General features: G+C 66.7%; 7 protein-coding genes and 1 riboswitch. Of the genes, 4 read left to right on the forward strand and 3 right to left on the reverse strand.

The window, feature by feature from the left end; all coding sequences use genetic code 11:
- Nucleotides 1-49: 49 nt before the first annotated feature.
- The 3 genes from GGR62_RS03245 to GGR62_RS03255 all read left to right on the forward strand — a co-directional run bounded on the left by GGR62_RS03245 (nt 50) and on the right by GGR62_RS03255 (nt 3,710).
- Entirely contained in the window at nt 50-1,177 is a 1,128-nt protein-coding gene (locus GGR62_RS03245) for a helix-turn-helix domain-containing protein (RefSeq protein WP_184406623.1), read from the forward strand.
- A gap of 143 nt (nt 1,178-1,320) precedes the next feature.
- A complete protein-coding gene (locus tag GGR62_RS03250) occupies nt 1,321-2,787 on the forward strand; it encodes a S41 family peptidase (protein WP_184406624.1) in 1,467 nt (488 codons plus the stop codon).
- 164 nt (nt 2,788-2,951) lie between these two features.
- A riboswitch (yybP-ykoY riboswitch) is annotated at nt 2,952-3,079 on the forward strand.
- A gap of 46 nt (nt 3,080-3,125) precedes the next feature.
- Nucleotides 3,126-3,710, forward strand: coding sequence for a manganese efflux pump MntP family protein (locus tag GGR62_RS03255; protein WP_184406536.1), 585 nt, complete (start codon nt 3,126-3,128; stop codon nt 3,708-3,710).
- A 334-nt stretch (nt 3,711-4,044) separates the two neighbouring features.
- On the opposite strand, the gene GGR62_RS03260 is transcribed toward GGR62_RS03255, so the two are convergent.
- The 3 genes from GGR62_RS03260 to GGR62_RS03270 all read right to left on the reverse strand — a co-directional run bounded on the left by GGR62_RS03260 (nt 4,045) and on the right by GGR62_RS03270 (nt 11,826).
- The gene (locus tag GGR62_RS03260; RefSeq protein ID WP_184406537.1) at nt 4,045-7,494 is read right to left on the reverse strand and encodes a PAS domain-containing hybrid sensor histidine kinase/response regulator; all 3,450 of its coding nucleotides are present in this window, start codon (nt 7,492-7,494) and stop codon (nt 4,045-4,047) included.
- A gap of 547 nt (nt 7,495-8,041) precedes the next feature.
- A complete protein-coding gene (locus GGR62_RS03265) occupies nt 8,042-10,441 on the reverse strand; it encodes an NdvB protein (protein ID WP_184406538.1) in 2,400 nt (799 codons plus the stop codon).
- 2 nt (nt 10,442-10,443) lie between these two features.
- Nucleotides 10,444-11,826 (reverse strand): MFS transporter, encoded by a 1,383-nt coding sequence (locus tag GGR62_RS03270; RefSeq protein ID WP_184406539.1) that lies wholly within the window; start codon nt 11,824-11,826, stop codon nt 10,444-10,446.
- Between the two features lie 157 nt (nt 11,827-11,983).
- Between GGR62_RS03270 and GGR62_RS03275 the strand changes: the two genes are divergently transcribed.
- A complete protein-coding gene (locus tag GGR62_RS03275; RefSeq protein WP_184406625.1) occupies nt 11,984-12,538 on the forward strand; it encodes a gluconokinase in 555 nt (184 codons plus the stop codon).
- Nucleotides 12,539-12,989: the final 451 nt, after the last annotated feature.

Genomic DNA, 12,989 nt, shown 5'->3' on the forward strand with positions numbered 1-12,989 from the left:
CTCGACGCGATCGACCACGCGGGATCGCATGTCCAGCATCACGTTCGGGATGTGGAGCACCATCCTGCTGCTGGGCAGCGCGCACGGCGTGCTTGGCGCCGGCCTGTTGCTGCTGGCCCCGGCCAACCGCATCGCCAACCGCTGCCTGGCCGCCCTGCTGCTGGTGGTGGTGGCCCTGATCACGCCGTACACGCTGGGCTACGCCGGCGCCTACGATGCCTATCCCGGCCTGACCTACGCGCCGCTGTCCTGGGAGCTGGCCATCGGGCCACTGGTGTGGCTCTACGTGCGCCAACTGGCACGCCAGCACCTGCCACCGCGCTGGGCGCTGCATCTGTTGCCCGCGCTGCTGCAGGGCGGCTACTACACCTGGCTGTTCACCTGGCCGCTGCGACGCAAGTGGGCCTGGAACGCCGCCGTCCACGTCCCCTGGATCGCCCCGCTGCAGGATGCCCTGGTCCTGGCATCGCTGACGGTGTATCTGATCCTGGCCTGGCGCGAGTACCTGGCCTATCAACGTTGGCTGGAGCACCACAGCGGCGCGCGCGAGGAACTGCGGCTACCGTGGCTGCGCGGCTTCCTGCTGGCCGCCTGCTTGCTGCTGCTGTTGCGACTCGGCTTCACCGCCAGCGACCGGCTGTGGCGGCGACTGTCCTACTTCGACGAGTTTCCGCGTTACCTGGCCACCGTCGCCCTGGTCTATTACCTCGGGCTGGAAGGCTGGCGACATGCCCGAGCGCACTACCCGCCGCGCGATGCGCCGCTGGTGCTGGACCCGCCGACGCCGGCTTCCGACCCGGCAGCGTCTGCTGCCCCGCAGCCTGCGGCCCCGGAGAAGGACTGGCAGGCGCTGGGGCAACGCGTGGCCGCGGATGTCGCTGCGCACGGCTGGTGGCGCGAGCCGGACCTCAGCCTGCCCGAGCTGGCGCGCCGCATGGGCACCAACAGCAATTATCTGTCGCGTGCGCTCAACGAGGGCCTGGGGCAGACCTTCAGCGCCTTCGTCAACGCGCTGCGCATTGCCGAGGCGCAGCGTTTACTGGCTGGCGACCAGGACATTCTCCCCATCGCGCTGGCGGTGGGCTTCGGCTCCAAGGCCAGCTTCAACCGGGTGTTTCGTGCGCACTTCGGTTGCACGCCCAGCGACTACCGGCGCGCGCAACGTCGCACATCCTGAAAATCGCATGGCCATTGGGCATTTGAGTCGCCCGCCGCGATGCAACGGCCGATGCTGGCGGCTCTTGCCCAGGAGTTGCCATGTCCCATTGCATCCGCCCGCTCCCGTCGCTGTTGTGGCTCGTGCTGCTCTGGCCCACGTGCATGGTGTGGGCCGCCCCGCCAGCGCCGCCACCGTTGACCCGCGACAGTCCACTCGCAGGCCCGGCGCTGCTGGCCGATATCGATGTACTGCAACATGCCTATGGCGCACTGCATCCGGGCCTGTACCGCTACGCCACCGAACAGCAGCTCGCGCAACGCTTCGCTGAGCTGCGCGCCGAACTGGCACACGGCGCCACCCTCGGCCAGGCCTACCTGGCCATCTCGCGCCTGACCGCCAGCGTGCGCTGCGGCCACAGCTTCCCGAATGTCGTCAATCAACCCGAGCCGATCCAGCACGCGCTGTTCCCCGGCGACCGGCTGCTCCCGTTTCACTTTCGTTGGCTGCAGGGCCGCATGGTCGTCAGCCGGAATGGCTCGGACCAGCCCGGCCTGCTGCCCGGGACCGAGGTGCTGTCGATCGATGGCGTTGCCGCCTCGCAGATTCTTACGGCCTTGATGACAGTGGCGCGCGCCGACGGCAGCAACGACGCCAAACGCATGGCCCAGATGGAGGTGCAGGGCTTTGCACGCATCGAGGCATTCGATGTGTATCTGCCGCTGCTGTTTCCGCAGATTTCCGCCAACCCGCTGCTGCAGGTGCGCATGCCGGGAGCAACCGCGCAACGTGCGCTACGGGTGCACGGCATCGACGCGGCGCAGCGCAGCGCGATGGCGCCCCAGCGTGCACGCGACAGCGCAGCGCCGGCATGGACGCTGGCGATGGACTCGGCCGATCTGGCGATTCTGCGCATGCCGGACTGGGCGCTCTATGACAGCCGCTGGGATTGGCAGGCCTTTCTGGCCAGCAGCTTCGCGCGCCTGGCCGAGCACCGGGTGCCTGCGTTGGTGATCGATCTGCGTGGCAACGAGGGCGGACTGGACGTGGGCAGCGTGCTGCTGGGCTATCTGGCTGCAGGCGAGATCGCGGTGCCGCCGATGCGCAATCTGGTGCGTTACCGGCGCTTGCCCGCTGCGTTGGCGCCGTATGTCACCACCTGGGATGGCTCCTTCCGCGACTGGGGCACGCGCGCCGTGGCCTACAACGCGCGCTTCTACACGCTCGACTCCCCGCGCGGCACCGCAGCGCGGTCCTACCTGCCACTGCGCACGCCGCACTTCGACGGCCGGGTGTTCGTATTGACCAGCGCCGAAAACAGCTCGGCCACCTTCGCGTTTGCCGAGCAACTGCAGCGCAACGGCCTGGCCACGCTGGTCGGCCAGCCCACCGGCGGCAACCTGCGCGGCATCAACGGCAGTGCGTTTTTCTTCCTGCACCTGCCCAACTCGCGGATCGAGGTGGATCTGCCGCTGGTCGGGCAGTTTGCCACCAGCGCACAACCCGACCGCGGCGTGCTGCCGGACGTGCCGGTGCAGATCACCGTGCAGGATCTGCAGGACGGCCGGGATGTGGAAATGGAGACCGTTCGCGCCCTGCTGGGTCGCCAGCAGGCGCAGCCGACACGATGACAGCACAACCATCGCGCCGTGGGCTCACTCATGTTTTGCCAACCGCTGTACTGCGGCTGCAGCCCCGCGAACGGCTGCTGCATAGCCACGGCTATAAAGATCAGACCGGCCTTCGCGTGCGGGCAAAACGCCCGAAAGCCGGTTTTGCGTTGTTACACTGCGCGCCCCTTGGGGAGTAGCCTGCTTTCGTTTATCGAAAGCGCCTGCATCAACATACTCGGCCGCAGCGCCGTGGTGCAGGCAACCAATCGTGGTTTGGCGAGACCAGCGGTATGCGCGCACGACAACGGTTGGCGCTGGCGCATGCCGTTGTGTCCGTGCCCAACCCGAGAATGTCGATGTCTCCTTTTTCCATTGTGTTGATCGGTTTTGCGATGTCGACCGATGCGTTTGCCGCAGCCATCGGCAAGGGCGCGGCGATGCGCAAACCGCAGTGGCGCGATGCGCTGCGCGCCGGATTGATCTTCGGCAGCATCGAGGCCATTACCCCGGTGATCGGCTGGCTGCTGGGGCGCGCCGCATCCAGTTACCTGTCCACCTACGATCACTGGATTGCGTTCGTGCTGCTCGGCGCGCTGGGCACGCACATGATCGTGGCCGGCCTGCGCAACGCGCCGGACGATGTCGAGCACGCCGCCGCTGACACGCCGAAACGGCACGGTTTGCTGGCCCTGGCCACGACCGGTTTTGCCACCAGCATCGATGCGATGGCGGTCGGCGTGAGCCTGGCGTTTCTCGACGTGCATATCGGCGTGGTGGCGGTGGTGGTCGGGCTGTGCACCTTCAGCATGGTCACCGCAGGCGTCATGCTGGGCCGCGTGCTCGGCAACCTGATCGGCAAGCGCGCCGAGATCCTTGGTGGCGTGATCCTGGTGATCGTGGGCAGCGTGATCCTGTACGAACACCTGAGCGGTGCGGCATAAGTTGCAACTGTCGCCAGCGCGCTGGCGCGGCCGATAACGAACGCACTGTGCGCCGTTGCGCCTGCACGCTCGGTGGTTGCGGCCTGCCGCGCGCCGGGTATTGGTGCTCTGCTGCAAGCCATGCGTGGTGCAGATGGGCTGCGGTTGCGCCGTTGCTTCCACAACCACTTGCCCGTCGAGGTGCTCGGTCGATCAGGTGTGCGCACCGATCGAAGACTGGGGACCGCACGCGTCGAGCCTCCTGGCCATCTGCTACGCGCAGTAGGCCTTCAGTGGCACGCTATCGCTGCGGTGTCTGCACATGCTTGCCGTGATGCATGCCAGTCAACATCCATCAGCGCTTTTTCGCATCGTGATGCGCACTCAGGAACGCACGTAGCGAGGCCGGCTTCACCGGCTTGGTCAGCAGGCGATAGCCACGCGCACGCGCCAGTTGTTTGAGCTCGTCGCGGCCATCGGCCGTGAGCAAGGCGCCGGCAATTGGCGCCGGTGCGGCGGCCTGCACGGCATCGAGCGTGTCCAGGCCATCGAGCCGGTCGTGCAGGTGATAGTCCACCAGCATCAGGTCCGGTTTCTCGCGTGCGCGCTCCAGCGCCTGGTCCACGGTGCTGGCAGTAATCACCTCCACCTGCCAGCGACCGAGCAGCGCGCGCATGCCGTCGAGAATCTCGCGGTCGTTGTCCACGCATAGCACCCGCAAGCCGGCCAAGGAGTCGCCGCTGGGCAAGGCACGCGCTGCCGGTGCCGGTAGCACCGGCGGCAGCGGGACTGCCGCCACGCGCGGCAACAGGATCGAGAACATGCTGCCGCAGCCGACCTGGCTGCGTGCGCTCAGGTCGTGATCAAGCAGGCGCGAGATGCGTTGGCAGATCGACAAGCCCAGCCCGAGGCCCTGCTCACCCCAGTCGAATGGCTGCTGATAGCGGCGGAATTCTTCGAAGATCTGCCGCATGTGATGCTCGGGAATGCCCGGACCGGTGTCCCATACCTGCAGCTCCACGTGGTCGCCGCGCCCGCGCATGCCCAACACGATGCGGCCCTGCCGCGTGTAGCGCAACGCATTGGCCAGGAAGTTCTGCATCACCCGGCGTAGCAGCCGGCGGTCGCTGCGCACCCACAGCGGGCGGCAATGCACGTGCAGCTGCAGGCCGCGGCTGGAAGCCACCGGCGCATATTGCGCGGCCAGTTCGTGCATCAGCGCGCTGGCATCGAAGTCCTCGACCGTGGGCCGCAAGCCGCCGGCATCCAGCCGCGAGACGTCGAGCAGGCCATCGAGCAGCTCTTCGGCCGCACGCAACGAGGCATCCACACGCTCGGCCAGGTGACGTTGTTCCTCGTTGTTCTGATGGCTCTCGCGCAAGGCCGAGGCGAACAGCCGCGCGGCATTGAGCGGCTGCAACACGTCGTGGCTGATCGCGGCCAGGAAACGCGTCTTGGACTGCTGCGCCAGCTCGGCCTCGCGCGAGCGATCGGCCACGCGTTGTTCCAGGTTTTCGTTGGCATCCAGCAGCGCGCGTTCGGCACGTTTGTAATCGGTGATGTCGTTGTAACTGGTGACGTAGCCGCCGCCGGGCAGCGCCTGACCGCGCATTTCGATCACCTTGCCGTCGCTGCGGGTGCGCTCGAACACATGCGGCGAGCCGGCACGCATGTGGCGGATGCGGCGATCGATCTGACCTTCGACATCGCCCTCGCCCAGCTCGCCACGTTCGGCGTTGTAGCGGATCAGATCGGCGACCGGGCGGCCGACATACAACATGCCATCCGGATAGCCGAACAGCTGCTGATAGCGCCGGTTCCACGCGGTCAGGCGCATCTCCGGGTCGACCACGCTGACCGCCGCGCTGATGTTTTCCAGCGTGGTGGAGAGGATCTCGCGGTTGAAGCGCAGTTCCTGGCCGGCTTCGTCCAGCACCGCCACCACTTCGCCCAGCTCCATGCCCGAGCCGCGCAACAGGCTGGTCAGCACCAGCCGCGCGGAGGCGGCGCCAATCGACGCCGCCAGCAGGCGCTCGGTGAATTGCACCCAGACGCGATCGGCCACCACGGTGGGTTGCAGCTCACGCTCCAGCAGCGACGCCTGCTCGACAAACGCGCGATACGCATGTCGCTCGCCCACCACGCGCTCGGCCAGCGCTTGCAGATCGGCCACGCGCACATGGCCGGGCCAGTCGCCGGCCACCGCAGGACGCTGCGCATACGGGTCCAGGAACGGCGCGGCGCGCAGGCGTTCGTCCACGCCGGGACGCCACCGCGCCGACAGCAGCATCATCGCGCCCACGTTGATCAGCAGCGACCAGAACGTGCCGTGCGCCAGCGGGTCCCAGCCACGCATGCCGAACAGCTGCTGCGGCTGCAACCAGGCGATGCCGAACGGCCCGTCCAACAGCCACTGCGGCTGCAGCCAGCCCGCACGCGTGGCAGCCGGCAGCAGCAGCGTGTAGATCCAGGTCGCAAAGCCGAGCACCATGCCGGTTTCCACGCCCTTGCGGCTGGCTCCGCGCCAATACAGCCCGCCGATCAGGCCCGGCGCGAACTGCGCCACTGCGGCAAATGCCATCAAGCCATACGCTGCCAGGGTGGTGTCGTTGGCCACGGTGCGGTTGTAGCCGTACGCGATCAACGCCAGCAGCAGGATGGCGACGCGGCGGATCCACAACACCCGCGAGGCCACCGACGCGCGCGCGTCCGCGCTGCCACGACGGCGCAGCAGCACCGGCATCACCAGGTCGTTGCTGACCATGGTGGCCAGCGCGATGCTCGCCACGATCACCATGCCGGTGGCGGCCGAGAACCCGCCCACATAGGCCACCAAGGCCAGCACGGTGTTGCCCTGGCTCAGCGGCAACGCCAGCACCACCGCATCGTCGACCACGCTGCTGCCCTTGCCGAACAGCGCCACGCCGGCCGAGGCGATCGGCACCACCATCGCCGAGATGATCACCAGGTAGGCACCGAACAACCAGCGCGCGCGGCGGATGTCGCCCACATCGCTGCATTCCACCACCGCGACGTGGAACTGGCGCGGCAGGCAGATCACCGCCAGAAAGCTCAGTAGCGTCTGCGAAATGAAGCCCACCGACGGCGTGTGCTGGAACAAGGTGCGCGCCGACTCGGTGATGGGCACCTGGTGGTCGCTCAACCACATCCACGCGAACAGCCCCACTGCCACGATGGCGACCAGCTTGATCACCGACTCCAGCGCAATCGCCAGCATCATGCCGTGATGGTGCTCGGTGGCATCGACCTGGCGGGTGCCGAACAGGGTCGCAAACAACGCCATCAGCAGCGCCACGTACAACGCCGGATCGGCAAACACGCCGCGCCCGGCGCTGCTATGCCCGGTCAGCACCTCCAGGCTCATCGCCACCGCTTTGTACTGCAGTGCCAGATACGGAACGATGCCGACCAGCGCGATCACTGCCACCAGTGCCGCCAGCCGCCGCGAGCGGCCATAGCGCGAGGAAATGAAATCGGCGATGGACACGGTGTTCTCGGCGCGCGCGATCAGCGCCAGCCGCTCGATGATGCGCCAGCCGAACAGCAACAGCAGCAGCGGGCCCAGGTAGATCGGCAGATAGCCGATGCCGTTGCGCACCGCCGAGCCGACCGCGCCGTAGAACGTCCACGACGAGCAGTACACCGCCAGCGCCAGACTGTAGACCGCCGGCCGCAGCCACGGCCGCTCCGGGTACAGCGGACGGCGGTCGCCCCACCACGCCACCCCGAACAACAGGGCGGCGTAGCCGACGGAGACCAGCAGCAGGATCCAGCTCGAGACCAAGGGGCGTCCTAGGCGGCGCGATGCGAGGCTGGGAGTTTACGCAGTGGTGAACCGCGCGTGGGCGGCAGGACGCTGCCTGCGGAGCAAATGGGCACAGGGGCGCTGCGCGTGGACGCTTGGAGGCGTGGGGTGGGGTCGCTGCCCCCATCCGCCCTTCGGGCACCTTCCCCCGCAGGCGGGGGAAGGACGCGTGGTGAACGCGGACGGAAGCTGGCTGCTAGCAGGGTGGGCTGTTGGCTGTTGGCTGTTGGCTGTTGGCTGTCGGCTGTCGGCTGTCGGCTGTCGGCTGTGGGCTGTGGGCTGTGGGCTGTGGGCTGTGGGCTGTCGGCTGTCGGCTGTCGGCTGTGGGCTGTGGGCTGTGGGCTGTGGGCTGTAGGCTGTGGGCTGTGGGCTGTTGGCTGTTGGCTGTTGGCTGTTGGCTATCGGCTGTCGGCTGTCGGCAACCAACAATCTCAGAATTGCCGGAAACCTCCCCTCTCCCCCCTGGGGGAGAGGGTGCCCGAAGGGCGGGTGAGGGCCGCCAGCGAACCATCATCGAAAACAATGTTCACCCCGGCAAACGCACCAACACCCGATACGTGCGACCAGCGACGATGTTGTAAACGCGCTGATCCGGGCAGACCTCGCCATCCACCAGCACCTCGATGTCGCGACGGCCCGCTTCGCGGGTCAACACGACCTCGAACTGCGCGCCACGGAACTGCCGCGTCGCCTGCGCCTGCGGCCAGTGCGAGGGTAGCTGCGGGCGGATCGCCAAGGCAGCGCCCTCACCGACCAATCCGAACAAGCCTTCCAGCACGCAGCGATACACCCAGGCCACCGTGCCGGTGTTGAACAACTGGCTCGAGCGTCCGGCCGTGCGCGGATATTGATGCCATGCGCCGCGATAGTAGTTGGGCAGCGATACCGGCAAGTGGCCGCGCTGCAGCGCGTCTTCGCGCGTGGGTCCGGGCAGCATCGTGCGCAGGATCTCCCACGCACGGTCGGCTTCGCCGATCTGGTACAGGCTGTACAGATAGAACGCCACCGCATGGTTATAGACCGCGCCGTTCTCGGCCGCACCGGGGAACTTCTGCGTCAACCGGCCCACGTCATCGCGCATGTGCGTATACGCCGGCGCCAGCATCATCGGCCCGTACGGCGTGTGCAGTTGCTCGCGTACCGCGTCCAGCAGCGCATTGCGCTGCGCGGTATCGGCAGTGCCCGCCAACAATGCAAAACTCTGCGGATTGAGATAGATGCGCCCTTCCACGTCGTCGGCAATGCCGAAGCGCACACCATCGTCGGTGATGCCGCGCGCATACCAGTGGCCGTCCCACAGCGCGCGATTGGCATCGGCGTTGACCGTCTCCGCCGCTCGCGCAAATGTCTCCGCCTGCGCAGTGCGCCCGTGCGCGGCGCAGATGCCCGACCACAAGCGCGACGCATACGCAGTGGCCACGGTAAGCCAGCCGGACACGCCCTTGCCGCGCCAGCCGACCATGTTCATCGGGTCGCACCAATCGCCCTGCGCGATGAAGCTCAGGCCGCGCGCGTCGCGTGCGTCCAGCAACCAGTGCATCGCCGCGTCCAGGCGCTCGGCCACGCTGAGTGTTTGGCCATCGCGTGTGCGCACCGGCGCGTCGAGCACGCTCGCATCGTTGGTTTCGGCCAGGTACGCACTCAGGAAGATCGGCAACCACACGCAATGATCGGTGTGCGGCACCTGGTTGATGTATTTCAGCTCGGCACCTTCGACCAGCAGGATGCCGTCCGGCATGGCGCCGCCGGGTTCCTGCTGCGATAACGCATGCAACAACGCCGCACGCGCGGTGGCCGGCTGCAGGTAGGCCATGCCCATGTGGTCCTGCAGATAGTTGCGTGTCTGCGGATCGGTGGTCAGGCGGTTGACGTCGCCGTGGTAGAACACCTGCCGCGGCAGCCACTGGTTGACCAGATTGTCCAAGGCCGCGTCGGGCGTGGCGATCTGCATGCAGCCACGGCCAGCCTGCAGATACTGCGCGTAGTCGCGTGCGGCCGTCGCAAACCCGTGTTCGGACAGATAACGCGCGCGCAGCGCGGCGATTTCGGCGTCGTCCTTGGCCGGCCCGAACGCAAATCGGTACACGTTCGCCGCGTCCGCTTCCAGCGTCAGGCGGTATTGCAACGCCGCTGTCGGGGTCTCGTAATGCGCGTCGTGGTTGCCGAGCTGCTCGGCCTGGATGGCGGACGGCGCGTGCAGCCCGCCCTCGCCCTCGAACGCCATCTGCTGCGCCTCCCAGGCCACCGGTGGCTGCTCGTGCAGCAGAAAGGTGCAGTCCTTGAAATCGCGCTGGCGAAAGTAATCGTCCACCTTCTGATACGGCGCCACGCTGCGGCAGACGATGCCGCCCAGCGCCGGCACGTAACCGCCACTCTGATGCATCCACGACATGTAGCCGACCGGAAAATACGCATACAGGCTGAGCCTGCGCGTGCGCCCGGACACGTTGTGCACGCGGCATTCCCACAACTCCACCGCATCGTCGGTGGGCAGCGCCACGCACAGCTCCACCACGACGCCGTCGTGACGCACCCGCCAGCGCACATCGTGCTTGCCGGCAGAAAACGTGAACTGCTCCGGCAGCGCACGGACCGGTTCGTGCGGCACCGAATACAACGCGCCGCTGTCTTCGTCCTTGAGATAGAAAAAGCGCCCGGGATGATGCGCGTAGTACGGCTGCTCCGGCAGCATGAAGTGACGCGCTTCCATCAGTGGCGCGTGCGCGTATTTGGCCGGCTCCGGCTGCATGAACTGCCCGGTGGCATACCCGCGACAGGTCAGCTGCAGCATCATGCGGCGGTTCCACAGGAACCCACCGGCATTGGGCATCGCAGTGGGGCTGTAGAGCGCATAGCGCGCGCCATCGGCGCTGGGCGCCATCAACGTGGAGAGATCGTCGGAAACGGCAGTGGGCGTTGCAGACACGGTCAGCGTGACTCCTGTTCGTCGCGCTTGCGCGCAGCCAGTTCGCCTTGGATACGGCGCAACAAGCCGTCGTCGAGCGGATAAAAGCGCATGGTCCAGGCCGCCAGCAAGGCGATTGCACCCGGGATCGCCGTCAGCAGCAGCACGATGCCGGTCAACGACCCGGCAGACTGCACACCGTTGGCCACATAGCCCATGCCGGCCAGCACCCAGGCAATGCCGGCCGAGGCCAGTGCCCCGCCCAGCTTTTGCGAAAACGTCGCCGCCGCAAAGGTCATCGCGGTCGCGCGCCGGCCGGTGCGCCATTCGGTGTAGTCGGCGCTGTCGGCATACATCGAAAACGCCAAGGGCGATTTGGGCCCCAATGCCAGGCCAATCAGCATGTTCAGTGCGAAGATCGCCCACACCGCATCGGCGGGAATGAAGAACATCAGGCAGCTCAACACCCCCACCAGCGCCATCAGCGCGGTCATCAGCTGGCGCTTGTCCCAGTGCCGTGTCAGCAGCGGGGTGATCGCCGCACCCACCGCCAACGACACCGAATAGCCGCCCAGGAACAGGCCGACCAGGTCGGGCCGCTGCACGTAGTACTTGAGGTAATACACACCCGCACCGCCGCGCATCACGATGGTGACCATGATGATCAGCGACAGCACGAACAGCACGCACCACGGCTTGTTGTGCAGCAGGTCGGCGATGTCCTGGCGGATCTGGGTGCGTTGCTGTGGTGGCGGCTGCACGCGTTCGCGCGTGGTCAACGCCACGGTGACGAACAGCGCCACCGCCACCGCGCCGTACAGCATCATCGTGCGTTGCCATCCCACCGCATCGTTGCCGGCACCGAACCAGGCCACCAGGTCCAGCGTGCAGTAATTGACCAACGTGGTGCCGGCAAAGGCGGCGATGAAGCGCAAGCTGATCAGGCTGGTACGTTGGCTGCTGTCGGCGGTGATCACGCCCGACAATGCCGAGTAAGGAATGCTCACTACCGTATAGGCCAGCATCATCACCAGAAAGCTGATGGTGGCCCACCACATGCGTCCGTTCTGGTCCAGCGCAGGCGTGGTGTAGGCGAGCACGCCGGTCACCGCCATCGGCACTGCGCCCCACAACAGATACGGGCGAAATTTGCCCCAGCGGCTACGCGTGCGATCGGCCAGTGCGCCCATCGCCGGATCGGCGATCGCATCGGCGATCTTGGTCAGCAGGATCATGGTGCCGACCGCCGCCGCCGGCAGATGCATGGTGTCGGTATAGAAGATCAGCAGGAATGCAGAGATGTTGGCCCAATACAGATTCAGGCCCAGATCGCCCGCGCCGTAACCCAGTTTTTCGCGCCAGCGCAGATGTGCCGAAGCGGGAGACGTTGCGGGCAATGACGTCATCGGCACACCTTCGGATGCGTTGTGCCTGGTCGAGCACGCCGTTACGCTGGGCGTCCGCTCACGTGGCAGGGAGCGCCGACGCTACACCACGCATCGGCTGCCGCCAACGTGAAATCCGGCGACATGCCGAATCGATCCAGAGATATAACCTGACGTGATGGACACCTCTGTGCGCGCCACGCCCGCGTCCGCTTCGCCCCTGGCCATCGTGGTGATGGGGGTGTCGGGCAGCGGCAAGACCACCATTGCGCAGGCGCTGGCGGCGCATTACGGCTTCCGTTTTCTCGATGCCGACGACTATCACAGCGTGGCCGCCCGCGCGCAGATGGCGGCCGGCCAACCGCTCACCGATGCGATGCGGCTGCCGTGGGTGGAGCTGTTGTCGGCCACCTTGCGCGACTGCGTGCATGCCGGCGAATCGGTGGTGCTGGCGTTCTCCGGCCTGCGTGGCACGCACCGCACATTGCTGCGCAGCAGCGGCGTTGCGATGCGCTTTGTGTTCCTGCATGCGGCGCCGCACGTCATCGCCGCACGACTGCGCACCCGCGCCGGCCACTTCATGCCGGCCACCCTGCTCGACAGCCAGCTGCAGACGCTGGAGCTGCCGCTGGACGAAGCCGACGTGGTATCGGTCGATGTCGATGCGACGGTCGCCGAGGTGGTACAGGACGCAATCGCGCAGTTGGCCCTGGTCGACACCGAGCGCAACTAGCGCGTGCGCATGGCCGCCGCGTGAGCCGCGCCGGCACCGCCGCCATGGCAGCGGCATCGCCAACACGCGGGGCACCAGCAAGGCACTGCGTGCGGATAACGCATCGTGGCGCGCATATGGCAATGGCGCCTCGTCCGGTGCGTCTGCCAGCGCAAGCGCACCGGCTTCCAGATCGCTCGGCACCGCGCGCGGCTGCGCCGATTGCCTGGCATCCACGCGCGGCACAAAGACCACGGTCATCGATCAGGCACGTCACAAGGTGGCGCAAGATTTCCTGGTTACTTTTTGCAAACCCGCATTTCGGCGTCACTGTCAGTCCGGCGCGACGCAAGGTTTTTTCTATTGCTGCAATCAGGAATCGTGATCGATCCGCACAGATTTGCGCCGAGAGCGACATTATTGAACGAAACTTTTTCAAATCGACGCCACCATTGGTAGACGGACCCGACCG

The sequence above is a fragment of the Xanthomonas sp. 3075 genome (assembly GCF_014197275.1).
In the GTDB taxonomy this organism is placed as follows: domain Bacteria; phylum Pseudomonadota; class Gammaproteobacteria; order Xanthomonadales; family Xanthomonadaceae; genus Xanthomonas; species Xanthomonas campestris_B.